Annotated in this window: 31 protein-coding genes and 1 tRNA gene; 21 read left to right on the forward strand and 11 right to left on the reverse strand. The window is 66.2% G+C overall.

Going from position 1 to position 26506, the window contains the following annotated elements; all coding sequences use genetic code 11:
• Positions 1–57: 57 nt before the first annotated feature.
• A complete protein-coding gene (gene hemA, locus NZL82_RS17705) occupies positions 58–1299 on the reverse strand; it encodes a 5-aminolevulinate synthase (RefSeq protein WP_405051389.1) in 1242 nt (413 codons plus the stop codon).
• 187 nt (positions 1300–1486) lie between these two features.
• Positions 1487–2284, reverse strand: a complete 798-nt coding sequence (gene murI / locus NZL82_RS17710) for a glutamate racemase (RefSeq protein WP_261271067.1) — start codon at positions 2282–2284, stop codon at positions 1487–1489.
• A 102-nt stretch (positions 2285–2386) separates the two neighbouring features.
• Here murI and plsY point away from each other — a divergent pair, with 102 nt between their 5' ends.
• The 3 genes from plsY to NZL82_RS17725 are packed head-to-tail and all read left to right on the forward strand — an operon-like array spanning position 2387 to position 4588.
• Entirely contained in the window at positions 2387–2992 is a 606-nt protein-coding gene (gene plsY, locus NZL82_RS17715; RefSeq protein WP_261271068.1) for a glycerol-3-phosphate 1-O-acyltransferase PlsY, read from the forward strand.
• Positions 2985–4064: a DNA-processing protein DprA gene (gene dprA / locus NZL82_RS17720; RefSeq protein ID WP_261271069.1), complete on the forward strand. Its 1080-nt coding sequence runs from the start codon at positions 2985–2987 to the stop codon at positions 4062–4064. The genes plsY and dprA overlap by 8 nt, the downstream gene beginning before the upstream one ends.
• Positions 4061–4588 (forward strand): GNAT family N-acetyltransferase, encoded by a 528-nt coding sequence (locus tag NZL82_RS17725; protein WP_261271070.1) that lies wholly within the window; start codon positions 4061–4063, stop codon positions 4586–4588. Before dprA ends, NZL82_RS17725 begins: the two co-directional genes overlap by 4 nt.
• Before the next feature lie 6 nt (positions 4589–4594).
• Here NZL82_RS17725 and NZL82_RS17730 read toward each other — a convergent pair whose 3' ends face one another.
• Complete coding sequence (locus NZL82_RS17730; RefSeq protein WP_261271071.1) at positions 4595–5116, reverse strand: hypothetical protein; 522 nt, start codon at positions 5114–5116, stop codon at positions 4595–4597.
• Between the two features lie 141 nt (positions 5117–5257).
• On the opposite strand from NZL82_RS17730, the gene topA reads away from it, so the two are divergent.
• On the forward strand, positions 5258–7849 hold the full coding sequence (topA, locus tag NZL82_RS17735; protein ID WP_261271072.1) for a type I DNA topoisomerase: 2592 nt from the start codon (positions 5258–5260) through the stop codon (positions 7847–7849).
• A 127-nt stretch (positions 7850–7976) separates the two neighbouring features.
• Here the strand turns inward: topA and NZL82_RS17740 are convergent, their stop codons facing one another.
• From NZL82_RS17740 to panC, 3 genes are all read right to left on the reverse strand, one after another.
• Complete coding sequence (locus tag NZL82_RS17740) at positions 7977–8225, reverse strand: hypothetical protein (protein ID WP_261271073.1); 249 nt, start codon at positions 8223–8225, stop codon at positions 7977–7979.
• A 54-nt stretch (positions 8226–8279) separates the two neighbouring features.
• Positions 8280–8585, reverse strand: coding sequence for a hypothetical protein (locus NZL82_RS17745; RefSeq protein ID WP_261271074.1), 306 nt, complete (start codon positions 8583–8585; stop codon positions 8280–8282).
• Between the two features lie 75 nt (positions 8586–8660).
• Entirely contained in the window at positions 8661–9503 is an 843-nt protein-coding gene (panC, locus tag NZL82_RS17750) for a pantoate--beta-alanine ligase (RefSeq protein ID WP_261271075.1), read from the reverse strand.
• A 75-nt stretch (positions 9504–9578) separates the two neighbouring features.
• Here panC and NZL82_RS17755 point away from each other — a divergent pair, with 75 nt between their 5' ends.
• From NZL82_RS17755 to pgmG, 3 genes are read left to right on the forward strand one after another with little or no spacing between them, the layout of a single operon-like run.
• Positions 9579–10412 (forward strand): division plane positioning ATPase MipZ, encoded by an 834-nt coding sequence (locus NZL82_RS17755; RefSeq protein ID WP_261271076.1) that lies wholly within the window; start codon positions 9579–9581, stop codon positions 10410–10412.
• A 28-nt stretch (positions 10413–10440) separates the two neighbouring features.
• A complete protein-coding gene (locus NZL82_RS17760; RefSeq protein WP_261271077.1) occupies positions 10441–10710 on the forward strand; it encodes a DnaJ domain-containing protein in 270 nt (89 codons plus the stop codon).
• Positions 10703–12076, forward strand: a complete 1374-nt coding sequence (gene pgmG, locus NZL82_RS17765) for a phosphoglucomutase/phosphomannomutase PgmG (protein WP_261271078.1) — start codon at positions 10703–10705, stop codon at positions 12074–12076. Before NZL82_RS17760 ends, pgmG begins: the two co-directional genes overlap by 8 nt.
• 88 nt (positions 12077–12164) lie before the next feature.
• Here the strand turns inward: pgmG and NZL82_RS17770 are convergent, their stop codons facing one another.
• Complete coding sequence (locus NZL82_RS17770) at positions 12165–13271, reverse strand: M14-type cytosolic carboxypeptidase (protein WP_261271079.1); 1107 nt, start codon at positions 13269–13271, stop codon at positions 12165–12167.
• A gap of 4 nt (positions 13272–13275) precedes the next feature.
• The gene (locus NZL82_RS17775) at positions 13276–13896 is read right to left on the reverse strand and encodes a DUF4136 domain-containing protein (protein ID WP_261271080.1); all 621 of its coding nucleotides are present in this window, start codon (positions 13894–13896) and stop codon (positions 13276–13278) included.
• A 208-nt stretch (positions 13897–14104) separates the two neighbouring features.
• Here NZL82_RS17775 and ykgO point away from each other — a divergent pair, with 208 nt between their 5' ends.
• Together ykgO and NZL82_RS17785 are read left to right on the forward strand one after the other, a co-directional pair.
• Positions 14105–14230: a type B 50S ribosomal protein L36 gene (gene ykgO, locus NZL82_RS17780; RefSeq protein ID WP_003046794.1), complete on the forward strand. Its 126-nt coding sequence runs from the start codon at positions 14105–14107 to the stop codon at positions 14228–14230.
• Between the two features lie 12 nt (positions 14231–14242).
• A complete protein-coding gene (locus NZL82_RS17785; RefSeq protein WP_261271118.1) occupies positions 14243–14899 on the forward strand; it encodes an HAD family phosphatase in 657 nt (218 codons plus the stop codon).
• A gap of 47 nt (positions 14900–14946) precedes the next feature.
• Here NZL82_RS17785 and NZL82_RS17790 read toward each other — a convergent pair whose 3' ends face one another.
• The gene (locus NZL82_RS17790) at positions 14947–15552 is read right to left on the reverse strand and encodes a L,D-transpeptidase family protein (protein ID WP_261271081.1); all 606 of its coding nucleotides are present in this window, start codon (positions 15550–15552) and stop codon (positions 14947–14949) included.
• A 198-nt stretch (positions 15553–15750) separates the two neighbouring features.
• Between NZL82_RS17790 and NZL82_RS17795 the strand changes: the two genes are divergently transcribed.
• The 12 genes from NZL82_RS17795 (at position 15751) to NZL82_RS17850 (ending at position 24831) form a co-directional block, all read left to right on the forward strand.
• Positions 15751–16470 (forward strand): murein L,D-transpeptidase catalytic domain family protein, encoded by a 720-nt coding sequence (locus tag NZL82_RS17795; RefSeq protein ID WP_261271082.1) that lies wholly within the window; start codon positions 15751–15753, stop codon positions 16468–16470.
• 181 nt (positions 16471–16651) lie between these two features.
• Positions 16652–17314 (forward strand): ATP phosphoribosyltransferase, encoded by a 663-nt coding sequence (hisG, locus tag NZL82_RS17800; protein ID WP_261271083.1) that lies wholly within the window; start codon positions 16652–16654, stop codon positions 17312–17314.
• Positions 17311–18606: a histidinol dehydrogenase gene (gene hisD, locus NZL82_RS17805; protein WP_261271084.1), complete on the forward strand. Its 1296-nt coding sequence runs from the start codon at positions 17311–17313 to the stop codon at positions 18604–18606. Before hisG ends, hisD begins: the two co-directional genes overlap by 4 nt.
• Complete coding sequence (aac(6'), locus tag NZL82_RS17810; protein WP_405051390.1) at positions 18606–19019, forward strand: aminoglycoside 6'-N-acetyltransferase; 414 nt, start codon at positions 18606–18608, stop codon at positions 19017–19019. The genes hisD and aac(6') overlap by 1 nt, the downstream gene beginning before the upstream one ends.
• Before the next feature lie 175 nt (positions 19020–19194).
• Positions 19195–19650, forward strand: a complete 456-nt coding sequence (nusB, locus tag NZL82_RS17815; RefSeq protein WP_261271086.1) for a transcription antitermination factor NusB — start codon at positions 19195–19197, stop codon at positions 19648–19650.
• Positions 19651–19678: 28 nt separating this feature from the next.
• Positions 19679–20584, forward strand: a complete 906-nt coding sequence (gene thiL, locus NZL82_RS17820) for a thiamine-phosphate kinase (RefSeq protein ID WP_261271087.1) — start codon at positions 19679–19681, stop codon at positions 20582–20584.
• 78 nt (positions 20585–20662) lie between these two features.
• Positions 20663–22636, forward strand: a complete 1974-nt coding sequence (locus NZL82_RS17825; protein ID WP_261271088.1) for a S9 family peptidase — start codon at positions 20663–20665, stop codon at positions 22634–22636.
• A gap of 175 nt (positions 22637–22811) precedes the next feature.
• Positions 22812–23030: a translation initiation factor IF-1 gene (infA, locus tag NZL82_RS17830; protein ID WP_007403889.1), complete on the forward strand. Its 219-nt coding sequence runs from the start codon at positions 22812–22814 to the stop codon at positions 23028–23030.
• 14 nt (positions 23031–23044) lie between these two features.
• Positions 23045–23614, forward strand: a complete 570-nt coding sequence (locus NZL82_RS17835; protein ID WP_261271119.1) for a nucleoside triphosphate pyrophosphatase — start codon at positions 23045–23047, stop codon at positions 23612–23614.
• On the forward strand, positions 23607–24560 hold the full coding sequence (locus NZL82_RS17840) for a ribonuclease (protein WP_261271089.1): 954 nt from the start codon (positions 23607–23609) through the stop codon (positions 24558–24560). Before NZL82_RS17835 ends, NZL82_RS17840 begins: the two co-directional genes overlap by 8 nt.
• On the forward strand, positions 24557–24724 hold the full coding sequence (locus tag NZL82_RS17845; protein ID WP_261271090.1) for a DNA gyrase inhibitor YacG: 168 nt from the start codon (positions 24557–24559) through the stop codon (positions 24722–24724). The genes NZL82_RS17840 and NZL82_RS17845 overlap by 4 nt, the downstream gene beginning before the upstream one ends.
• A gap of 31 nt (positions 24725–24755) precedes the next feature.
• Positions 24756–24831 (forward strand) — tRNA-Phe (locus NZL82_RS17850).
• Positions 24832–25409: 578 nt separating this feature from the next.
• Here NZL82_RS17850 and NZL82_RS17855 read toward each other — a convergent pair.
• The gene (locus NZL82_RS17855) at positions 25410–25754 is read right to left on the reverse strand and encodes an HNH endonuclease (protein ID WP_261271091.1); all 345 of its coding nucleotides are present in this window, start codon (positions 25752–25754) and stop codon (positions 25410–25412) included.
• Positions 25747–26205 (reverse strand): hypothetical protein, encoded by a 459-nt coding sequence (locus tag NZL82_RS17860; RefSeq protein WP_261271092.1) that lies wholly within the window; start codon positions 26203–26205, stop codon positions 25747–25749. The genes NZL82_RS17855 and NZL82_RS17860 overlap by 8 nt, the downstream gene beginning before the upstream one ends.
• Between the last annotated feature and the right edge of the window lie 301 nt (positions 26206–26506).

Raw genomic sequence — 26506 nt, forward strand, 5'->3', positions numbered from 1 at the left:
CCTTTGCCGCAACTGGGCCCCGGCCTTCGCCGGAGAACATGGAATTACGGAGAGGCCTTACGCCGCCATCTTGAGGTCGAGCCGCTCCCAGATTTCGACCAGCGCCGAGACAAGTTCCGCCATCATCGCCTCGTCATGCGCGGGGCCGGGGGTGAAGCGCAGCCGTTCGGTGCCGCGCGGGACGGTCGGGTAATTGATCGGCTGGACGTAGACGCCATACTCGGCGAGCAGGATGTCGCTGATCTTCTTCGCCTTGACCGGATCGCCGACCATGACCGGCACGATATGCGTCTCGCCCAGCATGACGGGCAGCCCGGCGTCGCGCATCATCGCCTTCAGCTTGGCGGCGGCGGCCTGCTGTCCTTCGCGCTCGACCGAGCTTTGCTTCAGGTGGCGCACGCTTGCCAGCACGCCCGCGACCAGCACCGGCGACAGCGAGGTGGTGAAGATGAAGCCAGGGGCATAGGAGCGGATCACGTCGACGATCATCCGATCAGCCGCGATATAGCCGCCCATCACGCCGAACGCCTTGCCCAGCGTCCCCTCGATCACGGTCAGCCGATGGGCGACGCCATCGCGCTCCGAAATGCCGCCGCCGCGTGCGCCGTACATGCCGACCGCATGGACCTCGTCGAGATAGGTCAGCGCATTATACTTGTCCGCCAAGTCGCAGATCGCCGCGATCGGGGCAACATCGCCCTCCATCGAATAGACGCTTTCGAAGGCAATCAGCTTGGGCAGGCTCGGGTCCGCTGCTGCCAGCAGTTCCTCAAGATGCGCGAGGTCGTTGTGGCGGAAGACCTGCTTCTCGCATCCCGAATTGCGAATCCCCGCGATCATCGAGGCATGGTTGAGTTCGTCCGAGAAGATCACGCAGCCGGGCAGGATCTTCGCCAGCGTCGCCAGCGTCGCCTCGTTGGAGACATAGCCACTGGTGAAGAGGAGCGCCGCTTCCTTGCCATGCAGGTCGGCCAGCTCGCCTTCCAGATCGACATGATAATGCGTGTTGCCGCCGATATTGCGCGTACCGCCCGAGCCCGCACCGACGTCATGGAGCGCTTCCTCCATCGCGGCGATGACCTTCGGATGCTGTCCCATCGCCAGATAGTCATTGGAGCACCAGACCGTGATCGGCTTGGGTCCGTTATGACCGGCGAAGCAGCGCGCATTGGGGAACATGCCCTTGTTGCGCAAAATGTCGATGAAGACGCGGTAACGTCCCTCGGCGTGCAGGCGGTCGATCGCCTGGGTGAAGACGCGGGAATAATCCACGCGCGCGTCCGTACCGTCGATGCTCATGGGTTGGGAACGTACGACGATATGGCGGATGAATCGAGTCGATAACCGCGCTTACTGTGATCGATCATGGTGGACATATTGTCCCAACGCCGGAAGTGTTCCTGATGCGGGTGTTTCGCAAGGCCCGCGCGCCACTCCGCCCCTGCCCCATCGCCCCTGCCCCATCATCATTCCGGTCGAGCGAAGGTCAGAGCGCCTCGATCGTCGTGAAACCGCGTGCCGCCAGGCCCGGGGCCAGCGCGCGTTCGCGGTCGCCCAGACGGGTGAACACCGCGACGCCCTCCCCCGGATCGGCGGGCCAGTCCTGCCCGTCCGTGAGATACGCGATCCGACGCGCGATCCCCGGTCCGCCATCGACGAAGCGCACCGCGTGAGGCGCGGCCGCCGCCAGTTCCGCCTCGACCAGCGGGAAATGGGTGCAGGCATTGACGATCACGTCGATCGCCTCGCCGCCTTCCTGCCCGAACAGACCGGCCAGCACCGCCGCGAAGGAATCGGAGGCCAGCGCCTCGCCGCGCAGCTTCGCCTCGGCCAGTTCGACCAGTTCGGCCGAGCCATGCCGGATCACCCGGCAATCCCCCGCGAACCGCGCCGCCAGATCGTCCACATAGGCCTGACGCACCGTCGCACGGGTGCCGAGCACGCCGATGGTGCGGGTCTGGCTCATCGCGGCGGCGGGCTTGATCGCAGGCACCGTGCCGACGACCGGCAGGTCCAGCGCCGCGCGCACGGCGGGCAGCGCGATGGTCGAGGCGGTGTTGCACGCGATCACGATCAGGCGTGGCCGATACCGCTCCGCCAGCCGCCCCAGCAGGGCGGGTACGCGGCCCGCAATCTCGGCCTCGGTCTTTTCGCCATAAGGGTAGCCGGCACTGTCCGCGACATAGACGAAAGGCGCGGTCGGCAAGGCGGCGCGCGCGGGCCCCGCGATCGACAACCCGCCGACGCCGGAATCAAAGAACAGGATCGGGCGCAAATCGCTCATTCCTGCCTCTTAGGGGGTTTGCGGATGCGAAACCAGCATGCCCCGGATTGGACAGGCCGGAGCCGATGTTCTATGTCTGTCCTGGAGCACAGGGGAAGACTATTGCCGACCGAAATCATCTGGGGGCCGCCCACTCTGGCCTTGCTGATCGGCTATCTGCTGGGGTCGATTCCGTTCGGCATCATCCTGACGCGCCTGGCCGGTGCGGGTGATCTGCGGAGCATCGGGTCGGGCAATATCGGCGCGACCAACGTCCTGCGTACGGGGCGCAAGGGGCTGGCCGCCGCGACTCTGATTCTCGACCTGCTGAAGGGGGTGGCTGCCGTCCTGCTGGTCCGCCACTGGATGCCCGGCGAAGAGGCGCTGGCGGCGGCGGCCGCATTTGTCGGCCACTGCTATCCTATCTGGTTGAAGTTTCGCGGCGGAAAGGGTGTCGCCACGCTGATGGGCGTGGTCGTCGCGCTCCATTGGCCGCTCGGCCTGGTCTATGCGGTCGTGTGGCTGGGGCTGCTCGCCACCATCCGCATTTCGGCGGTGGCGGGAATGGCGGCAGCGATCAGCGCCCCGCTGGCCGCCGCCATCATGGGGCGGTTCGATCTCGTCCTGCTGCTGATCGCGCTGGCGCTGATCGTGGTGTGGAAACACGGCTCCAACATCGAACGGCTGCTGGCGGGGACCGAGCCCCGCATCGGCAAGAAGCGTGACTGACGCCCGGTTCGCGCAGCTTCGGCTGCTGCGGACGCATGGCATCGGCCCGGTCACCTGGCGACAGTTGATGGCGCGGTTCGGCGAGGCGGGGGCCGCGCTGGAGGCGGTGCCGATGCTGGCCCGACGCGGCGGCGGCGACGCCCCGCGCGCCGCCGATCCCGCCCTGATCGCGCGCGAGATGGAGGCCGTGGCCCGGCTGGGCGCGCGCCATGTGATGCTGGGCGAGGCGGACTATCCACCGCTGCTGGCCGAATGCGACACCGCGCCACCCGCGCTGATCGTGCGCGGAGACATCAGGCTGGCGCATCGCGGCGGCGTGGCGCTGGTCGGTGCGCGCAATGCCTCGGCCGCGTCGTGCCGCTTCGCACGCGGGCTGGCGCAGGATCTGGCGAGCCATCGGGTGCCGGTCACCTCAGGACTGGCGCGCGGGATCGACACGGCGGCGCATATCGGTGCGCTCGACGGCGGCACGATCGGCGTCATCGCCTGCGGGATCGACATCGCGTTCCCGCCCGAAAATGCCCGGTTGCAGGAAGAGGTGGCGACACGCGGCCTGCTGATCGCCGAGCAGCCGCCGGGGACCCAGCCATTGGCGCGCCACTTCCCCTCGCGCAACCGGATCATCGCCGGGCTGGCACAGGGAACCGTGGTGGTGGAAGCCGCGCCACGTTCCGGCTCGCTCATCACCGCGCGACTGGCGGGGGAAGCGGGACGCGAGGTGATGGCGGTGCCCGGCCACCCCGCCGACCCCCGAGCGCAAGGCTGCAACATGCTGATTCGCGAAGGCGCGACGCTGATCCAGTCGGCCGGCGACATATTGGAGCAGATTCGGCCGATCGATCCGCGTATGGTCCGCGCGCCCGACCACCCCTATGCGCCCCCGCCCCCACAAGAGGCGAACAGCGCCGACCGCGCCCGCGTCACCGACCTGCTCGGCCCGGTGGCGGTCAGCGTGGACGAAATCATCCGCCAAAGCGGCCGCCCGCCCGCCATCGTCCAGACGATCCTCTTGGAACTGGAACTGGCCGGACGGCTGGAACGACATGCCGGGGGGCGGGTGGCTTTGGCATGAAGGATCTGCGCCTGCTCCACACCGAGCGTTTGATCTTGCGGCCCTATGAGGTTGCGGATTTCGACTCCTATGCCGCGATGGTGGCCGATCCCGTCGTGGTTCGTCATGCCGGTCAACCCATGACGGGCGAGGAAGCCTGGATGCGGCTACTGCGCTATATCGGCCATTGGTCGGCATTCGGGTATGGGCTGTTCGCGGTACTGGACCGGTCGAGCGGCCGCTATCTGGGCGAAACGGGCTTCATGGAATATCGCCGAGAGGTGACGCCCAGTCTGGCGGTGCCGCTGCCCGAGGCGGCCTGGGTCTTCACCAGCGCCGCGCATGGCAAGGGCTATGCGTACGAAGCTGCCACCGCCACGCACCGGTGGATGGGGGAAACACACGCCCCCACCGCGACCCAGTGCATCATTTCGCCCGCTAATCTGGAATCGATCCGATTGGCGAACCGGCTGGGCTATCGCCCGCACGACGAGCCGGAATATCGGGACCATAGGGTTTCCCGTCTGGTCCGCACCGGTCCCTGACGTCGATCAGCCCGCGCTACAAACCGTCCGGCTGTCCCCGGTGGCGCAGAGCGTCGCCCCGGCGACCAGCGCCTCGACCCGGCCGATCGCCTGTGGCGTCGCGGGTCCCCGAATTGCGGCCTGGATGTTGTGAAGCTGTTCGCTTCCGGTGACGTAACGGCCGACGACCAGTTCGGCCAGGCCGGTCTGCGGGTTGCGCGGGCAGTCGATGCGTAACGTCACCGACTCATGCCCGGCCAGCGGCGTATCGCGCATTTCGCCGACCGTCGCACCGGGACAGGCGCGCTGCATCAACTGGGCCCAGACCATGGCATAGCGGCGCGGCCCCATGCCTGGCTTCCAGCCGAGTTGAAGGATCGTCACCATTCGGGTCCAGCGTTGGACGGTCTCGCCGCGCGGCACATATTCGCGGATCGGTGCGCCCCCCTGCCCGGCAAAGCCGAGGACGAAACCCGGCTCGGCGGGCGGCGCGATATGTTCGGCCACGCGGACGGCATCGGCCAGACCCATCAACAGAGCAAGAATCATAATCCCCCCTCCTTGCCATCCGCAGATCACGAGTGCGCTTCGATCGTTACGCCGACAAGACAGCACAAGCCATGCGGCTTGACGACCCCCCGCCCCCTCCCCATCCTCGCGTACACACGTAAGGGACGTTCTTTACCACTCATGCAGCTTGTCATCGTCGAATCGCCCGCCAAGGCGAAGACCATCGAGAAATATTTGGGTTCGGACTATCGCGTCCTGGCGAGCTATGGCCACGTCCGCGACCTGCCGCCCAAGGACGGCTCGGTCGATCCCGACCAGAATTTCACGATGGAGTGGGAGAATTACGCGGACAAGGCGCGCCAGCTCAAGGCGATCGCCGACGAGGCCAAGAAGGCCGACCGCCTGATCCTGGCCACCGACCCTGATCGCGAGGGCGAGGCGATTTCCTGGCATGTGCAGGAGGTGCTGAAGAACCGCAAGGCGCTGCCCGACAAGGTCGAGCGGGTGACGTTCAACGCGATCACCAAGCCCGCCATCCTGCACGCGATGCAGAATCCGCGCGAGCTGGATACCGACCTGATCGACGCATATCGCGCGCGCCGGGCGCTCGACTATCTGGTCGGCTTCACCTTGTCGCCGGTGCTGTGGCGCAAGCTGCCCGGCGCCAAGTCGGCGGGGCGCGTCCAGTCGGTGGCGCTGCGCCTGATCGTCGGGCGGGAGCGCGAGATCGAGGCGTTCAAGCCCCAGGAATATTGGTCGGTGACGGCCGATATGGAGCAGGACGGCACGCCCTTCGTCGCGCGGCTGGTCCAGTGGGAGGGCAAGAAGCTCGACCGCCTGTCGATCGGCAATGAGGGCGATGCCACCCGCGCCAAGGCGGATGTCGAGGCGGGCCGTTTCCAGGTCCAGTCGGTCGAGACCAAGCCCGCGACGCGCAATCCGCCGCCGCCCTTCACCACCTCCACGCTGCAACAGGAGGCCGCGCGCAAGCTGGGCTTCTCGGCCGATCACACCATGCGGATCGCGCAGCAGCTCTATGAGGACGGTGCGATCACGTACATGCGTACCGATGGCGTCCAGATGGACGGGTCGGCCATCTCGGCGGCGCGGAAAGCCGTGGCCGATCGCTATGACGCCTCCTATGTCCCCGACAAGCCGCGCATGTATCAGTCCAAGGCGAAGAACGCCCAGGAAGCGCACGAGGCGATCCGCCCGACCGACTTCTCGCGCGATCGTGCGGGTTCGGGCGATCATGGCCGCCTCTACGACCTGATCTGGAAGCGCGCGCTGGCGTCGCAAATGGCCTCGGCGCGGATGGAGCGGACCACCATCGACATGGCCGACGGCACCGGCCGCCATGTCCTGCGCGCGACTGGCCAGGTCGTGCTCTTCCCCGGCTATCTGGCGCTCTATGAGGAAGGCCAGGACGACAGCCAGGACGAGGAAGCCCGCCGCCTCCCCCGCCTGCGCGAGGGCGATGCGCCCGCGAAGAAGGAAGTGAAGGCCGAGCAGCACTTCACCCAGCCGCCGCCGCGCTTCTCCGAGGCGTCGCTGGTCAAGCGGATGGAGGAACTCGGCATCGGGCGTCCGTCCACCTATGCGTCGATCATCAAGACGTTGAAGGACCGCGCCTATGTCCGCGTCGAGAAGAATCGCTTCTTCGCCGAGGAGAGCGGGCGGCTGGTGACGGCGTTCCTCGAGCGCTTCTTCGAGAAATATGTCGGCTATGACTATACCGCCGAACTGGAAGAGGAGCTGGACGACGTGTCCGGCGGCCGTGCCCAGTGGCAGGCGGTGCTCGACGCCTTCTGGCGCGACTTCAAGCCGCGCACGTCCGAGGTCATGGAGCAGCAACCCTCGGCGATCACCGCCGAGCTGGACCAGTTCCTGGCGCCCTATCTCTTCCCTGAAAAAGCCGATGGCTCGGACCCGCGCCTGTGCCCGAATTGCGGCGAAGGCAAGCTGGCGCTGCGCGGCGGCCGGTTCGGCGCGTTCATCGCCTGCTCCAACTATCCGGAGTGCAAATATACCCGCCGCTTCGCTCAAGGGGGCGAGGGTGCGGGCGAGGATTCAGGGCCGGAAACGCTGGGCCAGGATCCCGAGACCGGGCTGCCGGTCGAGCGCAAATCGGGGCGTTTCGGCCCCTATATCCAGCTGGGCGAGGGCAAGGACGCCAAGCGCGCCTCCATCCCCAAGGATGTCGATCTCGACCTGGAATGGGCGCTCAAGCTGCTCAGCCTGCCGCGCACCATCGGCAACCATCCCGAGACGGGCGAGCCGATCACCGCGTCGATCGGGCGCTATGGGCCGTATCTGGCGCATAGCGGCAAATATGCCCGACTGACCTCGACCGCCGAAGTGTTCGAGACGGGCATGAACGCCGCCGTGGTCAAGCTGGCCGAAGCGGCGGCGGGCGGCGGGCGCGCCGCACGCGGCACGGCCTCTCGCGAACCGCTGAAGGTGCTGGGCAAGCATCCGCGCACGGAGGCGGAGATCAAGCTGATGGAGGGGCGCTATGGCGCTTACGTCACGGACGGGGAGACCAACGCGACCATCCCCAAGACGGTCGACAAGGACCAGCTGACGCTGGAAGAAGCCGCGCAGTTGATCGATGCGCGGGCGGCGGCGGCTCCGGCCCGCAAGAAACCCGCGAAGAAGGCCGCGGCCAAGAAGGCGCCTGCCAAGACGGCGGCCAAATCCGCGACGGAGAAGAAGGCCCCGGCCAAAAAGGCCGCGCCCAAAAAGACGGCTGCGAAAAAGGTCGCGGACTGATCGCGATTGCATGACGTCGGAAATGGTCGGCGGGAATTACGCCTCGTCGATCATTCCCGTCGGCCGATGACGGAGCCGTTACCGCGCCTGCGATTCCGAATCCCTCATGTCGCGGACATGACGGCCTCTACGCTCCGCCTTTCCCCTGCACCGGGAACACCTTATTTAGCATTCGCCGTGCGAGAAGACCGAGCGACAGCCCGATCAGCCAGACGAACGACCTGCCTCTTGCGTTATTGACCACCATCCAGTGCGGTAAATGGCCGTATCGCTCCAGCATGATCGTGACCGACACGCAGACCAATATCGCGACCCCGACATGAACAGCGACGCGCCCAAGACTGAGGGTCACTTGGCCGTCACTCTTGTCTGCCATCGCCCCCCGAAATCGAAAACGATCTAGGCAATCTATCAGCGGGGTGTCAGGACCTCAAGCCGCGCGCATCTGCTGCATTCCGCCCTGGAGGAAGGTCCGCGCCTGACGCTGCGCCTCGGCGATTTCGCGGGCGGTCATGTCTTCGGCGACTTCGGCCCGCGCGATCTGCCCGGGCAAAAAGCCTGCGACCGCCGCTAGGTTGAACCACTTATGCGCCTCGATCAGGTCGATTCGCGTGCCGCCCGACCCCGTCGAATAGGCGACCCCCAGATCGTACAAGGTCGCGCCATCATCGGTTGCGACCTGATCGGCATACCGGCTCTCCATCAGGAAAAGCGCGGACTTGCTGCTATTGGCCATGTCCTACCCCGTTTCCGGACATCCTGTGTCCGAGGATAGATCTATGACCAAAACGGTCACAAATTCGTTAACTCGTTAACCATCCGATATAGCGATATTGTCGATCAGTCTGGCCGATCCCATGCGCGCCGCGGCCAGCAGGCGACGGGGGCGATCGGCGGCGGGATCGGGGTTCAGGGTCTCCGCATCCGCCAATGCGACATAGTCCACCTCGAAGCCGGCGGCGGTCAGCATGGCCCGTGCGTCGGCAAGGACCGTCGCGACATCCTCGCCCCGCCCGATCGCCCGTGCAGCAACGCCCAGTGCGCGGGGCAGCGCCACGGCCTTGGCCCGCTGTTCCTCGTCCAGATAGATGTTGCGCGACGACAGGGCGAGGCCGTCATCGTCGCGCTGGGTCGGCACGCCCACCACCTCGATCGGGAAATCGAGATCGAGGACCATCCGGCGGATCACCGCCAGTTGCTGAAAATCCTTCTCGCCGAAATAGGCCGCGTCAGGGCCCACCTGGTTGAACAGCTTGGCGACGACGGTGGCGACGCCGTCGAAGTGACCGGGCCGCGACTCGCCGTCAAATCCTTCGCTGACGCCCGCGACACGGATATTGGTCGCATGTCCCTCCGGATACATGGCCTCGACACCCGGCATCCACACCAGATCGCATCCCGCCTCGGTCAGCATCCGCAGGTCGGAGGCTTCGCGCCGAGGATAGCGGCCCAGATCCTCGCCCGCGCCGAACTGCTTGGGATTCACGAAGATGGACGCGACGACCTTGGTACCGGGGCGTTTCGCTGCCTCGATCAAGGCGATATGGCCGGCATGGAGCGCACCCATAGTGGGCACCAGCGCCACGCGCGCGCCCTCGACCCGCATCGTGGCGAGCGCCGCAGCCAGGGCTTCGCGATCCCGAATAACTTGCACTGATTTTACCCCTCGTTCCCCACGCCCGGGGCTTCTATGAAGGGTGGCAACGGGGATCAATAAGGAAGCGACGAGTTGCCGGAACGGCTATCTTCAACCCATGTGATCGTATTTGCCAATGAAAAGGGCGGAACGGGCAAATCGACGACGGCCGTCCATGTCGCCATTGCGCTGGCGGCAAAGGGCGCACGCGTCGCATGTCTTGATCTGGATCATAGGCAGCGTACCGTGGGGCGGTATCTCGACAATCGGGCGGAGACGATTCGTCGCACCGGCCATGCCTTGCCCATGCCGGTCCACGCCACCCATAGCAGCCAGACCGAGGACGGGTTCGAAGAACTCTGGTTCCGCCTATCGCAGGATGCCGACTTCCTGATCGTCGACACGCCCGGCCGCGACGATCATTTCGCGCGTACCGCGGCGGCGCTGTCCAACACGCTGGTCACGCCGATGAACGACAGCTTCGTCGACTTCGACCTGATCGGCCAGGTCGATCCCGAAAGCTTCCAGGTCACCCGCCCCAGCTTCTATTCCGAACTGATCTGGGATGCGCGCAAGCAGCGCGCGCGCGCGGACGGCACCACCATCGACTGGGTCGTGCTGCGCAACCGGCTTCAGCATATCGAGGCGCGCAACATGCGCCGCGTGTCGGATGCGCTGACCGACCTGTCGCGCCGGGTGGGCTTCCGGGTCATTCCGGGGCTGGGCGAACGCGTCATCTATCGCGAGATGTTCCCCAACGGTCTGACCATGATCGACGCCAAGGAATTCGGTGCGATGGGGCTGGGCCATGTCGCCGCGCGACAGGAACTGCGCGAGATGATGGCCGCGCTGCAACTGCCCGAGGCCTGGGCGGAAGACGCCGCCAAGCCCGGCGGCGACGGCAAGAAGACCCCGACCGCCGCATGAGCCCATCCGCGCCGGGAGCCCGTTTGCCGTGAAATGGCTGATCGCCCTGGCGGTGATCTGGCTGGTGTGGCGCTATATGCCCCGCCCGACCAGGCCCGCCCCCAAGCCCCGCCTGCCCCGTGACGAGGCGGAGGCGCTGGCGATCCTGGACCTGCCGCCGCATGCCGATGCGGAGGCGATCCGGCAGGCGCATAGGCGGCTGGTGGCACAGGTTCATCCCGATCGCGGCGGCTCGGCGGATCTGACGCGGCGGGTGAATGCCGCGCGCGACCTGTTGCTGGAGCGCCGCCATGGCTGAGCGCCCCGCCGCGATCCACCCCAGCGCATGCCGCGAATATGATGTGCGCGGCACGGTTCCCGAAACGCTCGACGAAGCGGCCGCCTATGCCGTCGGGCGGGGCTTCGCCACGCGGGTGCGGCGGGCGGGTGGCACGCGGGTCGCGGTCGGCCGCGACGGGCGGCTGAGTTCCCCCGCGCTGGAGGCGGCGCTGGTCGAGGGGCTGACCGACAGCGGCGTCGACGTCGTCCGCCTGGGCCTGGGCCCCACGCCGATGGTCTATTTCGCCGAGGCGACCCTGGAAGTGGACGGTGCCGTACAGGTAACGGGCAGCCATAATCCCCGCGACGACAATGGCTTCAAGATGGTGCTGCACCACCGCCCCTTTTTCGGCGAGGATGTGCAGGATCTGGCGCGGATGGCCGCCGCGCGCGACTGGACGCAAGGGGCGGGCCGGGTCGAATCCCACGACATTCTGGATGCCTATGTCGACCGGCTGATGGCGGGCTATGCCGGGGGCAGCTACCGCATCGGCTGGGACTGCGGCAGCGGCGCGGCGGGCCCCGTGATCGAGAAGCTGGTCCAGCGCCTGCCGGGTGAGCATCACACGCTGTTCACCGATGTGGACGGTCATTTCCCGCATCATCACCCCGATCCGACGGTCGAGCGCAATCTGGACGCGCTCAAGCGACTGGTCGCGGACAGGAAGCTCGATTTCGGATTCGCTTTCGATGGCGATGGTGACCGGATCGGCGCGGTCGATGGACAGGGGCGGGTGATCTGGGGCGACCAGATATTGATGCTGCTGGCGGCCCCTATGCTCGCCGAACATCCCGGTGCGCCGATCGTCGCGGATGTGAAGGCCAGCCAGGCGCTGTTCGATCATGTCGAGCGGCTGGGCGGGCAGGCGGTGATGTGGAAGACCGGCCACAGCCTGATGAAGACCAAGATGGTCGAAACCGGCGCGCCGCTGGGCGGCGAGATGTCGGGCCATATGTTCTTCGCGGGCGAATGGTACGGGTTCGACGATGCCCATTACGCCGCGATCCGCCTGATCCGCGCGGTGCATCTGGCGGGCCGCTCGATGACCGAGCTGCGCGGGGCGATGCCCGCCATGGTCGACATTCCCGAAACGCGAATCGTCGTGCCCGAATCGGAAAAGTTCGCCATCGTCGACCGGGTGGAGGCGGCGCTGCGGCGTGAAGGGGCCACGGTCAACGACACCGATGGCGTCCGGGTGCGGACAGCGGATGGCTGGTGGCTGCTCCGCGCCTCCAACACGCAGGCCGCGCTGACGGTGCGCGCCGAGTCGGCCGATGCGGCGGGGCTGGAGCGGGTGCTGGCCGAGCTGGACCGCTATCTGACGGCGGAGGGCGTGCGGCGATAGTGTCGGGCGTGCCCTTCGACCTCGTTCAGGCTGAGCATAGTCGAAGGCCAAGGGAAGCCCTATCCCAAGGCCTCCCCCGACAGCCGGATCAGATTTCCCCGATCATCTCCGACAGAACCTCCAGGCACGACACGCCCAGCTTCGCGGACCGTTCGCCCGACCAGCCATGCAGCGCATCCGGGTTGGGATCATGGTCCTTGAACGGCATTTCCAGCGTCACCGACACCGCGCCGAAGCGCTCGGCGACCTGATTGGTCGACATGGCGAGATTGGCATTGCCCGCGCTCGCCTTTTCATAGCCCATCTGGGTCTGGAAATCGGGCGTGTGCCCGGCCAGGCGACGGCCATATTCGTAGAATTTGGCGCCATGCTCTTCGGTCCAGCTCGGAATGCCCTCAAACCCGGCGATGAAGTTGGCCGGAATCGCCTCGTCGCCATGCACGTCGATCGCGAAATCGACGCCCGTCTGGTCCATCCGGTTGCGCACGCACAGCACTTCGGGGCTGCGTTCGGGGGTGGGCGCGTGCCATTCGCGGTTGAGGTTCACGCCCACCGCATTGGTGCGCAAATGCCCGCGACGCGTGCCGTCCGGATTCATGTTGGGGACGACATGGACGGTCCCCTTGGCCAGCAGCGGCCCGGCGGCCGAGCTGGTCAGCCAGTCGAGCGCGCCCTCCATCCACCATTCGGCCATCGACTCGCCCGGATGCTGCCGGGCATAGAGCCAGACCTGCCTCGGCCCCGAACCGATCCGGAAATAGTCGATCGCCTGACCGTCAAGCGTCTGGCCCAGTTCTTCGTGATGCACGCCCCTGGCCGCGATCCGCGCGACCAGATCATGGTGACGCTCCATCGTATAGGGCTCGAAATAGGCGAACCAGACCAGGTCGCTGTCACCGCGCCATTGCCACTCGATCACACCATCGGCGTAGGCGGTCGGCGTCATCCGCCAATCCTGTCGATCGGTGGAAGCGCGGACGTGATAGCCGGGCCAACCTTGCGGAAAAGCGGAACCCGCGCCGTTCAGGATGCGAAAGGTCAGATCGCGCCCCTTCGCCCCGCCGACGCGGAAATAGAACCACTGATAGAAGTCCGAGTCGGTGTCGGCCACGATCTCCAGATCGACCCGGTCGCCCTCGACACGCACGACGCGGATATTGCCGCCGTCGAACGCCGCGTTGATGGTCAGCGTCATGCTCTTACTTCACCTCGACCGTGCGGCCCGACTCGCCGGGGAATTTGGTGAACAGCGCATCGGCCAGCTTGGCGGCCTGAACCTGCGCATCGACGCGGGCCAGCGCCTCGACCGGCGCGATGTTGCGCGCGCTGCCCTCCCAGATCGGCGACTGGTCCACGCGACGCTTGATCTGGACCGAGAGTTCGGTGCCGATGATCTCTTGCGGGCGGCTCTTGCCGATGGGGAAGCTCAGGCCCCCGCCCAGGCCGACGCCGCCACCGCCGCGACCGCCCGAAAAGCCGCCCCCGCCCAGGCCGATCGAGAAGGGCGACGGGCGCGGCGGGCCCAGCCGGTTGGCACGGGTAAAGGCGACGGTGGCGATGAAGTCGGGCTGCGCATCGCCCTGCGGCAACGAATAGCCGTTGCGCAGCAGCGCGGTCTCCACCGCCGCGGCATAGGTCTTGAACTCGATGCTGGCGGGCCCGGTGCTGGACAGCGGTTCGACCCGGACCGTTCCGCGCGCGATCGGCTCACCCAGATGATAGCGAATCACCTCGGTCGGGGGCAGCCGCCCGCCCGTGGTGGAACAGGCGGCCAGCGTTCCGGCGGCGGCCGCGAGGATCAGGAGCGAACGGGCTTTCATGGACAACAGCACCTTGGAGGATGTTACGGATGGGCAACGCATGACATATGGGGGTTGATCCTGCGGCGGAAGAGCCCGCGTGGATCGTGATGCCGAAGAACAGATGGATGTCATCCGCCGACCCGGCCAACCTTGACTTGCGCAGCCTTTGCCACTAGGCGGCGACGCTTTCCAGATCACCCTCCAGTTCAAAAGAAGCGAATCGATCATGAAGATCCGCAATTCCCTGAAGTCGCTCAAGGATCGTCACCGGGACAACCGCGTGATCCGCCGTCGCGGCCGCACCTATGTCATCAACAAGACCAACCGTCGTTTCAAGGCGCGCCAGGGCTAATCGCTCTTGGGGCTGATCGAACAGGACGAGGTCGGCGGCGTGTCCGCGGCCCGTTCCAATCGGCCGACTGCCGTCATCTTCGATGTCGGCCGTGTCCTGTACGACTGGGATCCCCGGATCCTGTATCGGCGCCTGATCGCAGACGATCGGGCGCTCGATGCGTTTGTGCGCGACGTCGTCACCACCGAATGGCATTTCCAGCATGATGCCGGCCGCGACTTCGCCGACACGTCGGCGGAGCTGATCGCGCTGCATCCGCAGCATCGCGACCTGATCGCCGCCTGGGGCCCGCGCTTCAACGACAGCATCGGCGATCCGATTCCGGGAATGCACGAACTGGTCGCCGAGCTCGACTCGGCGGGCGTGCCGCTCTTTGCGATCACCAATTTCAGCCACGAGTTCTGGCCGCCTTTTCGCGCGCGGGAAGCGGCGCTGTTCGACCGTTTCCGCGACGTGGTGGTGTCGGGAACCGAGAAGCTGGTGAAGCCCGATCCCGCCATCTACCGCCTCGCGCTCGCCCGTTTCGGGCTCGAGCCTGCGCAGGCGGTTTTCATCGACGACAATCTGGCCAATATCGACGCAGCGGCCGCCATGAGCATCCATGCGCTGCACTTCACCGATGTGGCGAGCCTGCGGCCGCGATTGCGGGACTTGGGCTTGGTCGCTTAACACACGCGCCAATCCCGACGCCGAACACCGACGTCGAAGACTCCGCCTTACCGATCCAGCGACGCCAATTGCGTCTGGTTCGCCTGCGAGGTCTCGGTCGCCAGCAGCGCCGGATCGAAATGATCTCCGACCATTTCATCCGTCACGATCACCGTCGTGCCGACCGAGGTGATCGAAAACAGCTTCTTGGCGAAGGCGGTGGGCAGACGGATGCAGCCATGCGAATCCGGAAAGCCCGGATTATTGCCCGCGTGGAGCGCGACGCCATCCCAGGTCAGCCGCTGCATGAACGGCATCGGCGCGTCGTTGTACAGGTTGCTGCGATGCATCTCGCGCTTCTGCAGGATCGGGAAGATGCCGGTGGGCGTGTCCTTCCCATCCTTGCCGGTCGACACGGAGGCGGCCGCGATCATCGCGTCGCCGCGATAGACATAGGCACGCTGCATCGGCAGGCTGATCACCACCGTCACCGGCTGTGCGACCGGATCGACCGCGGTCATCTGCGGGTCGGCCCAGACGAAGCGGTTGGGGGCCAGCGCGGCGGCGGCCTGCGCCACCGTGGCCGTTGCCGGACCGTCATCGGCCGCGATGGCGGGCGCCGCGAAACCCAGCGTCGTGGCACCCAACAGGGCGGCAAAAGCGAAAGCCTTCATATCCCTTTTCCTTGGCGAGTTCACAATTTGTTAAACCCGTCAATAGACAATTTGTGCCGATCAATATTTTTTGCAGTGGGACGGAACTTTCCGCCGAGTCGATGGAACCAAGCGATCAACCGAGCCGGGACGGGCAGAAAAATCGCCCCTTGTCTGCTACATCGGAGTCGCGGGATTTCTGGGGTTTGAAGGATCACGATGCTCGATAATCTGGACGCTGCGCCGGGTCGGCGCGCGCTGTTGAAGAACGCTCTGGTTCTGGCTGGAGCGCTCGCGGTACCGGGGGCGGCCAATGCCCGGGAACGTCTGACCGCCGGCGATTTGCGCCCGACGCGTCAGCCACCGCTTCCCCATCATCCGACTCTGCCCTCGCCGATCCCGGCAGAACCGATCCTCGCCTCGTCGCGGGTCGTCCGCCCCGCCTTGCTGCGGGCGGCGATGGCCTCGCTGCAACAGCATGGGTCGCGGGTCCGCCAGCGCGACCGGATGGCGATCGTCGATTTCGCGGTCGGCTCGTCCGAGCCCCGTCTGCATCTGGTCGATCTGGTCAGCGGCAAGAGCCAGTCGCTCCTCGTCTCGCACGGCAGCGGCTCGGACCCGTCGCATAGCGGCTATCTCCAGCGCTTCTCCAACGCGTTCAACTCGAACGCCAGCAGCGAGGGCGCCTTCCTGACCGACGATTATTATGTCGGCAAGCATGGCCGGTCGCAGCGTCTGGTCGGGCTCGACCCGACCAACGACAATGCGCTGGGTCGCGCGATCGTGGTGCACTCGGCCTGGTACGCCAATCGCGACATGATCAAGACGCACGGCATGCTGGGGCGTAGCCAAGGCTGCTTCGCGGTCGGCGAAAACGACCTCGATCGGGTGTTCGCGAACCTGGGCCCCGGCCGGATGATCTACGCGGCGAAGGTGTAAATCCCAAATCCTCCCCGGCGCGGGGAGGTGGCAGGGCGAAGCCCTGACGGAGGGGGATTGCCACGCAGTACGTCCCTTGCGGCATGCCCCCTCCACCACCGCTGCGCGGTGGTCCCCCTCCCCTTTCTGGGGAGGATAAGAATTGCGATCCCCGGTGGCGGGGGTTAAGCCCCCGATCCTCATGGTCCAGCCGCTCATCATCGCCGTCCCCAAGGGACGCATCCTGGCCGAGGCGCTGCCGCTGCTCGCCGCCGCCGGCATCCGGCCCGAACCGGCCTTCACCGACAAGGACAGCCGCGCGCTGCGCTTCGCGACCGATGTCCCCGGCATCGAGCTGATCCGCGTGCGCGCCTTCGACGTCGCCACCTTCGTCGCGCATGGCGCGGCACAGCTGGGCATTGTCGGGTCGGACGTGCTGTCCGAATTCGGCTATTCCGAGCTATACGCGCCCGTCGACCTGAAGATCGGCCATTGCCGCATCTCGGTCGCAGAGCCCGTCGCGATGGCGGAGGGCGACGATCCGCGCGGATGGAGCCATGTCCGCGTCGCGACCAAATATCCGCATATCACCAGCCGTCACTTCGCCGCGAGGGGCGTGCAGGCCGAGTGCGTCAAGCTGAACGGCGCGATGGAGCTGGCCCCGACGCTGGGCCTGGCGCCGCGCATCGTCGACCTGGTGTCGTCGGGCCGCACGCTGAAGGAAAACGGGCTGGTCGAGGTGGAGGTGATCGAGGAGGTCACCTCGCGGCTGGTCGTCAACCGCGCCGCGATGAAGACGCGCAGCGCCGTGGTGCCGCTGGTCGAGGCGTTCCGCCGCGCGGTGGCCGAGAGGGAAGCGGCATGATCCGGCTGGATACGCAAGAATCGGGCTTTGCCGCCGCGTTCGACGAACTGGTCGACGCCCGGCGTGAGAGCGATGCCGATGTCGCGCGCGACGTGCAGGTGATCCTGCGCGCGGTCCGCGACGATGGCGAGGCGGCGGTGGAGGCCTTCACCAGGCAGTTTGACGGCCATGACCTGGCCGAAACCGGCTGGCGGATCGAACCGGCCGACTGTCGCGCCGCCTATGACGCGCTGGAGCCCGAACTCCGCGCCGCGCTAGACCTCGCCGCCGCGCGCATCCGGGCCTATCACGAAAAGCAGAAGCCGACCGACACCGACTATGTCGATGCGCAGGGCGTGCGGCTGGGCGCGCGCTGGACGGCGGTCGATGCGGCCGGAATCTACGTCCCCGGCGGCCGCGCCGCCTATCCCTCCTCGCTGCTGATGAACGCGATCCCCGCCAAGGTGGCAGGCGTCGAGCGGCTGGTGATGGTCACGCCGACCCCCAAGGGCGAGATCAACCATCTCGTCCTCGCCGCCGCGCATCTGGCGGGCGTGGACGAGGTATGGCGGGTCGGGGGCGCGCAGGCCGTAGGCGCGCTGGCTTATGGCGCGGGCCGCATCCAGCGGGTCGATGTCGTCACCGGCCCCGGCAATGCCTGGGTCGCGGAGGCCAAGCGCCAGGTGTACGGCATGGTCGGCATCGACATGGTCGCGGGCCCCTCCGAGATCGTCGTGGTCGCGGACGGGAAGAACGACCCCGACTGGATCGCCGCCGACCTGTTGAGCCAGGCCGAGCACGACACCGTCACCCAGTCGATTCTGTTCACCGACGATGCCGACTTTGCGACCCGCGTGGCCGAAGCCGTCGACCGGCAGATCCCCGAACTGGCGACCGCCAGCGTCGCGCGCACCGCCTGGGATGCGAATGGCGCGATCATCGTGGTCGACTCGCTGGAGGCCGCGATGCCGCTGGTCGACCGGCTCGCGCCCGAGCATCTCGAACTGGCGGTGGACGATCCGCAGCCCCTGTTCGACCGGCTGCGCCATGCGGGCTCGGTGTTCCTCGGCCGCCATACCCCGGAAGCGATCGGCGATTATGTCGCCGGGCCGAACCATGTCCTGCCCACGGGGCGCCGCGCGCGCTTCGCCAGCGGACTGTCGGTGCTCGACTTCATGAAGCGGACCAGCTTCCTAGGCCTGACCGAGACCGCGCTGGCCGAGCTCGGCCCCGCGACGGTCGCGCTCGCCCATGCCGAGGGGCTTCCGGCGCATGCCAAGTCGGTGGCGCTGCGGCTGCGGTTGAACCGGTGATCGTCGCGCCCGCCACGCCGGGGCATCGGGAAGGATGGCTGGCGTTGCGGGCGGCGCTTTGGGGCAAGGAGGCGGGCGATCCGGCGGATTTGCCCGTGGGTGACGGGAATTTCGTTGCGCTGGCGGACGGCCGGGTGATCGGCTTTGCCGAGGCGGCGGTGCGGCATGATTACGTCAATGGATGCGACGGCTCGCCGGTACTGTTTCTCGAAGGGCTGTATGTCGATCCAGGCCATCGCCGCCAAGGGGTGGCCGGGGCGCTGGTCGCGGCGGTGGCGGATTGGGGCCGGGCGCAGGGCTGTGCCGAGTTTGCGTCAGACGCCGAACTGGCCAATACCGACTCGCATGCGATGCATCGCGCACTGGGGTTCGTCGAGACCGAGCGGGTGGTGTATTTTCGTCGGGAATTGTGAGGGTTTCGGCCCTTGGCCTTCGACTTCGCTCAGGCGGAACGGAGAGTGGGAAACGGGGCTGGATTCCAAACCCCGTTCCGCCTGAGCGAAGTCGAAGGCCACGCCCCGCACCACGTCCCACCCAGTCTCTCCCAAAATACGTGACGAATTGGCGACAGCCCGGTAAAGGCCCGCCATGACTCGTCCTCCTGCCCGTACCCAGGCGCGCGCCGCCGCGCGCCTTGCCGCCGTTCAGGCGCTTTACCAGCATGACATGGAACAGACGCCGCTCGCCGCGCTGCTGCACGAATTCCACAATCACCGGATCGGCGCGACGATCGAAGACGTCGAATATGCCGATGCCGATACCGATTTCTTCGACGACATCGTCAAGGGCGTCCATGCCCGTCTGGGCGAGATCGACCGGATGATCGAGGACAAGCTGGCCAAGGGCTGGACGCTGAACCGGCTGGACAAGCCGATGAAGGCGATCCTGCGCGCCGGCACTTACGAACTGCTCGCGCGTCATGACGTGCCGGTCGGCGCGGTGATCAGCGAATATGTCGATGTCGCCCACGCTTTTTACGAGAAGCGCGAATCGGGCTTCGTCAACGGCCTGCTCGACGCGATCGCCAAGGTCGCGCGGGCCTGATCTCGGGAGCCGCCACGGGCATCCCGCGATGAACGAGGCGGACTTCATCGCCGCGCTTCGCCGGATGCCGTTGCACCCCGGCGCGCGCGGGTTGGTGGATGACGGTGCCGTGCTCGATGCCGCGCCACTGGTCGTCACCACCGACACGCTGGTCGAAGGCGTGCATTTCCTGCCCCATGACCCGCCCGCCGATGTCGCGTGGAAACTGGTCGCGACCAACCTGTCCGATCTGGCGGCCAAGGGGGCATTGGTCGAGGGGGTGATGCTCAACTATCCGTTGGGCGACGCCGCCTGGGATCGGGCCTTTCTGGACGGGCTGGGCGCGGTCATGAATCGCTTTCACGTCCGGCTGATCGGCGGCGATACGGTGTCGCTGCGCGGATGCCGGGTCCTGACCCTGACCGCGTTCGGACGCGACGCCCCCGCCCCGGCGCGCGACGGAGCAAGGCCCGGCGATGCCCTGTGGGTCACCGGCACGATCGGCGATGCCGGGCTGGGCCTGGCGATCGCGCGGGGCGGCTATGGCCCGATCGCGCTCCGCGACGCCTATCGCCGCCCGCTGCCCCGCCTGACCGAGGGGCGTGCGCTGGGGCCGCTGGTCCATGCGATGATGGACGTGTCCGACGGGCTGCTGATCGATGCCGCGCGGATGGCGCTGGCGAGCGGATTGGCGGTGTCGATCGACCTGGATGCCGTGCCGCTGTCGTCGGAGGCGCGCGTCCATGGCGGCGAGGATCGCGCGGCGCGACTGGCTGCGGCGACGGCCGGCGACGATTATGAATTGCTGTTCGCGCTGCCCGCCGATGCGACCCCGCCGGTCGCCGCGACGCGGATCGGCGCCTTTGCCCCAGGCCAAGGTCTGTCGCTTTACGACGCAGGGGGCCCCGTCGCCCTGCCCCTACGCCTGGGCTTCGAGCATAAACCCGATCGCTGAACCCCCTTCCGCCCACGCGTGGCCGTGATATTCTGGGCCGACCGGATCCTGGGGAGACGATCCGGCCAAGGGGGAATGATGAAGATTGGTGTGACGAGGATGCTGGGTGCGTCGGTGGCGGCGTTTGCCCTGATGGCGCTGACGGGCGTGACGCAGGAACCGGCGAAGCCCGCAGCGACCTCCGCGCCCGCTGCTCCGGTCAAGTCGGGCCCGCTACCGGTGGAGGCCTTTGCCGCGCTGCCCGAAATGGAAAAGCCCTCGCTGTCGCCCGACGGCACCCGGATCGCGGGCAAGCGCGCGCTGAACGGCCAGCAATATCTGATGGTCGTCCCCCTGGTCAAAGGACAGAGCAAGCCTGCGATCGTCCCGATCAACGAGAAGGTCGATGTCAACTGGTGGCGCTGGGTCAATGACGAGTGGCTGCTCGTCGGGCTGGGCGCGAAGCAGGTGATCGAGGGAGAGGAATATTATATCACCCGGATGCTCGGCATCCGGGCCGACATGACCAAGACCAATCGGATCGACTGGGAACGATCGGGCTTCCGCGCCGACGAGGTACTATGGGCCGCCAGGGACGGCAGCCCGCGCATCCTGTTCGCCAAGCAGACCGGCATCTATTCGATGGACGATGTCTATCCCTCGGTCTTCGAAGCCGATGTCTCGACCGGCAAGGTCAAGCGGATCGCCGCCGGGCAAACGGATGTGTGGGACTGGTATGCCGATGGCCAGGGCCAGTTGCGCATGGGCGTCCGCTATTCTGATTCGACCCGACAGAAGAGCCTTCTCTATCGTCAGTCCAACGCCGAATCCTTCCGCACCATCGCGCGCGCCGATGGCCGCAAGGACGAATCGGTACTGGTGCCCAGCATCTTCCGGGCGGACGGCACCGCCCTCGCGATCGATGACAGCGATGGCTATGATGCGCTGTACGAAGTCTCGCTGCCCGACCTGAAGCTGGGCCGCAAGCTCAGCACCGTTTCGGGTTACGACATAGACGGGATCATCGGGAACGAGACGGGCGACGATCTTTCGGCGATCCGCTACACCGACCAATATTATCACGATGCCTGGACCGACCCGCGCGTCAAGGAATTGCAGGCGCAGCTCGACAAGGCGGTGGCGCCGCGCCGGGCGGAGATCGTGTCGTGGAACCGCGCCCGGACCCGCTTCCTGATCGATGTCAGCGGACCGACGACGCCGGGCGCACTATATTATTGGGACACGGATTACGGGAACATGCAGTTCCTGGCCTGGAACAACCCGCAGTTGAAGGGCCAGCGGCTGTCCGCGGTGCGCACGTTGCGCTATCCCGCGCGCGACGGCACGCAGATCGAGGCGATCCTGACCCTGCCACGCGGGCGGGGGGACAAGAATCTGCCGCTGATCGTGCTGCCGCATGGCGGACCGTTCGCGCGCGATTCGGAAAGCTGGGACTGGTGGAGCCAGTATCTTGCCGAGCTCGGCTATGCGGTGATCCAACCCAATTATCGCGGCTCCTCCGGCTATGGCACCGCCTTCGCGCTGAAGGGCCAGGGCGAATGGGGCCTGAAGATGCAGGACGACCTGAACGACGCGGTGACCTGGCTCGCCAAGCAGGGGATCGCGGACCCCAAGCGGGTGTGCATGGTCGGCGCCTCCTATGGCGGCTATGCGGCGATGCGCGCGGCGCAGCGCGACGGGGCGCTGTACCGGTGCGCGGTATCCTATGCGGGCGTGTCCGATCTCCAGGCGATGAAGCGTTACGACTCGCGTTTCCTGTTCAGCAAGACGCGCGCCGACTGGCTGCACAAACAGGCCCCCGATTACCGTGCCGTCTCGCCCCGCTTCGGCGCGGCCGACATGACCATCCCGTTACTGATCGTGCACGGCAAGGAGGACAAGCGCGTGCCGGTCAACCAGTCGCGGATGATGGTCTCGGCGCTGAAGGCCGCGGGCAAGCCGGTGAATTATATCGAGCAGCCGCTGGCGGACCACCATTTCACTCGCTCGGAGGATCGGCTGGAATTCCTCAAGGCAATGGCGGCGTTCCTCGCCGAGCATAACCCGGCGTAGAAGCCCCTCATTCCTCCCCTGAAAGGGGGAGGAATCACAGGGTCAGTCATCTTGTCCGAACCCCGTTCCGACCCCATATCCGGGGTCGAACGACCGCGCCTTTCCTTTTCGAGCCTTTGCGGCTATGGCGGCGCCTCTTCGACATACCCTATAACACGACGAACCGAGGTATTTTTTGGCCAAGGAAGAACTGCTCGAGATGCGCGGCCGCGTGGTGGAACTGCTCCCCAATGCGATGTTCCGCGTCCAGCTCGAGAATGATCACGAGATCCTGGGGCACACGGCGGGCAAGATGCGCAAGAACCGCATCCGCGTGCTGGTCGGCGACGAAGTGCTCGTCGAGCTGACGCCGTATGACCTGACCAAGGGCCGGATCACCTACCGCTTCAAGTGAGCGACCGGCCTCTCATGCCGCTCGTCCTTGCATCCTCCTCGCCGCGCCGCCGCGATCTGCTGGCGCGACTGGGAGTCGTGCCCGAGCGCACCGCCTCGCCCGATATCGACGAAGCGCCCCGCGCCGCCGAGCTTCCCCGCGTCTATGCACTGCGCCTGGCGGTGGAAAAGGCGCAGGCGGTCACCCGTGCCGAAGGTGAGATCGTCGTCGCAGGCGACACCACCATCGCGGTCGGCCGCCGCATCCTGCCCCCCGCCGATACGCCGGACGTGCAGCGCAAGCTGCTGCGCCTGCTGTCCGGGCGACGCCATCATGCGCTGTCGGCGGTGTGCGTGATCGACGCGGGCGGAAAGGTCCGTACCCGGCTGGCCGACACCATCGTCGCGTTCAAGCCGCTCTCCGAGGACGAGATCGACGCCTATATCGCGTGTGGCGAAGGACTGGGCAAAGCCGGGGGCTATGCCATCCAGGGCCGTGCCGAGGCGTTCGTGCGCTTTCTGCAGGGCAGCCATTCGGGGGTGATCGGCCTGCCGCTGTTCGAAACCCGCGCCCTGTTGAAAGCCGCCGGACTGCCGCTTGTCTGAATGGCTCTATGAGGCCGGGATCGGCGAAGCGCGCGCCGCGCTGGTCGAGGATGGCCGCATCGTCCAGGCCGCGATCGAGCTGACCGGCACGCTGACCGTCGGCACGGTGGCGCAAGGACGGCTGGTGGAACTGCTTCCCGGTCGTCAGGGGCGGGTGACGCTGGCGCAGGGTGGCGAGGTGCTGCTCGCGCCGGTACCGAAGGGGATGACGCAGGGCGCCAGCCTGACCGTCTTGGTCACCCGCGAGGCGATCCCCGAACGTGGCCGCTCGAAGCTGCCCAAGGCAGTGATCGCTCCCGAAGACGCGACACCAGCGCCGGGCCCCGACCTCCACGCGCGGATTTTGGCGTCGGGCGTGCCGGTCCGCGAACTTCGTGCGCATCAGCCGGATGATCTGGAGGCAGCGGGCTGGTCCGAACTGCTCGACGAAGCGGTGACGGGGGAGATCGGCTTCGGCCCCGGCGTACTGCGGATGACGCCGACCCCGGCGATGACGCTGTTCGACGTCGATGGCTCTCCGCCGCACGAACCATTGTCGATTGCGGCGGCGCGGGCGGTGGCGGAGGCGATCCTGCGCCACGGCATCGGCGGGTCGATCGGCATCGACTTCCCGACGCTGGAGGGCAAGGCCCCGCGTCAGGCGGTGGCGGAGGCACTGGACGACGCCCTGCCCCTTCCCTTCGAACGCACGGCGGTCAACGGTTTCGGCTTTCTCCAGATCGTGCGGCCCCGCCCGCGTGCCTCGATTCCCGAGCGGCTAGGCATCGATCCGATCGGCGCGCGCGCCCGTGCGCTGCTGCGGCAATGGGAGCGCGAGCCGCCGGGCCCGGTTCCCGTGCACCGGCTCTCCGGCTCCCTATATGATCGATTGATGGCGAATCCCGACTGGCGCGACGACATCGCGCGCCGCACCGGTCGCCCGCTGAAACTGGAACGAGCGTCATGACCACCTGCCCCATCTGCGACAAACCCAGCGCCGCCGACCATGCTCCTTTCTGCTCGCGCGGGTGCAAGGATCGCGACCTGTTACAATGGCTGGGCGAAGGTTATCGCATTCCCGTCAAGGAAAGTGACGAAGAAGGGCTGGACATGGGCGAAAACCACCCCTAAAGGCACGCCTCCAATCGCAATCGCGGTGTGGGCCCAAGTAGCTCAGTTGGTAGAGCATGCGACTGAAAATCGCAGTGTCGGTGGTTCGATCCCGCCCTTGGGCACCATTTTCCTGTAATCAGACCCGTTAGAAGCGTCGGCATGGCCCGCTAACGTGTCTGTAAACCCACTAAGATCACTATCTCCTCGATTTCGGCATAGCTCCGGGGCGGCGACTATTTGGGTTAAAGCCTGCCTATCGCATCTCGAAGATGGCGGCGCTACCGAGGGTGACAGCGGAAAAGCAGGACGTTGGGCAGCGGTCCTAGCGGTTGCAATCCGTCGCCGATCCTAAAAGCTGGCGAAGGTGATTTCGGTTCGGCCCCTGAGCCGGAAGCGGTGCTTCTCGTGTGTGATCGTCTGGTTGTGTGATTACCGTCCGGGATGAAGGACTTTATGCCTTCAGCCTGGAAAACGTCCCCGAACCAATCGTCATAGCCGCGGTTGTCGAACTACCACGTTGCTTTTGATAGGTCGTCCAGCAGCGCTCCAGCGTTGATGTAGCGCTGCCCCGCTTAGCCGTCACAATGAAGCTTGAGGGGTAACCGTCAGCATCAGTGACGGCATAAAGCTTCGTGTCCAGGTGTTCGATCAGGCGGCTGGACGGCTCGACCGTCCGGATGTTGGTCCAGCGATACGGCATCTTTCAGGTCGCCGCCCTGACCAGTCTGGGTGGCGCTACGTATCCGATCATGAGGTGCTCCTGCAGCCGGCGGTTCGAATTGCTGGGTCGCCCGTTCTTACGGAAGGGCACCTTCCTAGCCTGCTCCAGGTCATCCTTCAGGATCTTGTGATCATGACACAGCGGATCGAGATTGCTCCAACCGTTTCCGCCATTGGGATCGCGATGATCGATGTTGGTATGATCGACGTCATGGCCCTCTTCGAGACAGCGGACGCAAGGTGATGCCAATTCGCGGTGCTTCCTGCGGTTCGTCCGGAACTCCGACATCTGATTGTCAACGTTTGATCGGTACTTCGGCTTAGACATGACGAGCATCCTCCAGCACGGTCACCTTGAGGCGGCGGCGCACGGCGGTGGCCTGGAAGGGTATGTCGACGACGGGCGCAGGCGCGGCGTGCACCTTCGCCAGCTCCTTCAAATTCGCTTCGACAAGCTGGACGACGTCCGCCAGGGTCTGATCCGTTGGGACGATGAAGATGGACTTGTCCTTCGATGTCCCACGATGCTTCGGATATCGGAGTAGGAACGCGCGCCACAGACACCATTCCGCGTCGTTGATCTGCTCCTGAGTCCAGTCGGCGAGCGACCAGGCGTGAACGACCTCAAACGGCTGCAGCTTGTGCGTCTCGCAGTCGGCCTCCTTCCTCCAAGGCTTCACGTGGGAACGAAGGCGGCTCAGCAGGCCGAGCGTGCCTCCCTTGTTGCCACCCGCTCCAATCCGTACCCGGTCCTCGTAACCACTCACCGTGGATCGCACGATGTACAGACCTTCCCGGGTTCTCTCCTGCTTTCAGGTCGATGTCACGTCGTTGATGCGCAGTGCCTGCCTCCCATTTGATGAAAGGGAGAACTAGAAAGTTGTTTCTCAACAACTCCCTAATCGCGCTCGGAGAACAACATCCGATTTGGCGGCAAGCCTCCCCGCAGCCTCCCGATGCGCTCGAGGTCTGCACTCGGTCGAAGCGCCGATCGGAGCATCAAGCCGGCATTCGACAGGGGAAAGCAAGGTCCAGCCTCAGCAGGCCAGTCGACCCGAGCCCATCGGACTGAAGCGGATT

This window comes from Sphingomonas sp. LC-1, assembly GCF_025371035.1.
Lineage (GTDB): Bacteria > Pseudomonadota > Alphaproteobacteria > Sphingomonadales > Sphingomonadaceae > Sphingomonas > Sphingomonas sanguinis_E.

Excerpts from the sequence above, each read along its gene's own strand:
- hemA (WP_405051389.1), bottom strand. The coding sequence starts at position 1,299 with ATGAGCATCGACGGTACGGACGCGCGCGTGGATTATTCCCGCGTCTTC.
- NZL82_RS17795 (WP_261271082.1), top strand. The coding sequence starts at position 15,751 with ATGCTCGATAATCTGGACGCTGCGCCGGGTCGGCGCGCGCTGTTGAAG.
- NZL82_RS17730 (WP_261271071.1), bottom strand. The coding sequence starts at position 5,116 with ATGATTCTTGCTCTGTTGATGGGTCTGGCCGATGCCGTCCGCGTGGCC.
- NZL82_RS17825 (WP_261271088.1), top strand. The coding sequence starts at position 20,663 with ATGAAGATTGGTGTGACGAGGATGCTGGGTGCGTCGGTGGCGGCGTTT.
- hisG (WP_261271083.1), top strand. The coding sequence starts at position 16,652 with ATGGTCCAGCCGCTCATCATCGCCGTCCCCAAGGGACGCATCCTGGCC.
- nusB (WP_261271086.1), top strand. The coding sequence starts at position 19,195 with ATGACTCGTCCTCCTGCCCGTACCCAGGCGCGCGCCGCCGCGCGCCTT.
- pgmG (WP_261271078.1), top strand. The coding sequence starts at position 10,703 with ATGGCTGAGCGCCCCGCCGCGATCCACCCCAGCGCATGCCGCGAATAT.
- topA (WP_261271072.1), top strand. The coding sequence starts at position 5,258 with ATGCAGCTTGTCATCGTCGAATCGCCCGCCAAGGCGAAGACCATCGAG.
- murI (WP_261271067.1), bottom strand. The coding sequence starts at position 2,284 with ATGAGCGATTTGCGCCCGATCCTGTTCTTTGATTCCGGCGTCGGCGGG.
- NZL82_RS17845 (WP_261271090.1), top strand. The coding sequence starts at position 24,557 with ATGACCACCTGCCCCATCTGCGACAAACCCAGCGCCGCCGACCATGCT.
- NZL82_RS17835 (WP_261271119.1), top strand. The coding sequence starts at position 23,045 with ATGCCGCTCGTCCTTGCATCCTCCTCGCCGCGCCGCCGCGATCTGCTG.
- thiL (WP_261271087.1), top strand. The coding sequence starts at position 19,679 with ATGAACGAGGCGGACTTCATCGCCGCGCTTCGCCGGATGCCGTTGCAC.
- NZL82_RS17790 (WP_261271081.1), bottom strand. The coding sequence starts at position 15,552 with ATGAAGGCTTTCGCTTTTGCCGCCCTGTTGGGTGCCACGACGCTGGGT.
- NZL82_RS17855 (WP_261271091.1), bottom strand. The coding sequence starts at position 25,754 with ATGTCTAAGCCGAAGTACCGATCAAACGTTGACAATCAGATGTCGGAG.
- NZL82_RS17775 (WP_261271080.1), bottom strand. The coding sequence starts at position 13,896 with ATGAAAGCCCGTTCGCTCCTGATCCTCGCGGCCGCCGCCGGAACGCTG.
- NZL82_RS17725 (WP_261271070.1), top strand. The coding sequence starts at position 4,061 with ATGAAGGATCTGCGCCTGCTCCACACCGAGCGTTTGATCTTGCGGCCC.
- NZL82_RS17740 (WP_261271073.1), bottom strand. The coding sequence starts at position 8,225 with ATGGCAGACAAGAGTGACGGCCAAGTGACCCTCAGTCTTGGGCGCGTC.
- NZL82_RS17770 (WP_261271079.1), bottom strand. The coding sequence starts at position 13,271 with ATGACGCTGACCATCAACGCGGCGTTCGACGGCGGCAATATCCGCGTC.
- hisD (WP_261271084.1), top strand. The coding sequence starts at position 17,311 with ATGATCCGGCTGGATACGCAAGAATCGGGCTTTGCCGCCGCGTTCGAC.
- NZL82_RS17745 (WP_261271074.1), bottom strand. The coding sequence starts at position 8,585 with ATGGCCAATAGCAGCAAGTCCGCGCTTTTCCTGATGGAGAGCCGGTAT.
- ykgO (WP_003046794.1), top strand. The coding sequence starts at position 14,105 with ATGAAGATCCGCAATTCCCTGAAGTCGCTCAAGGATCGTCACCGGGAC.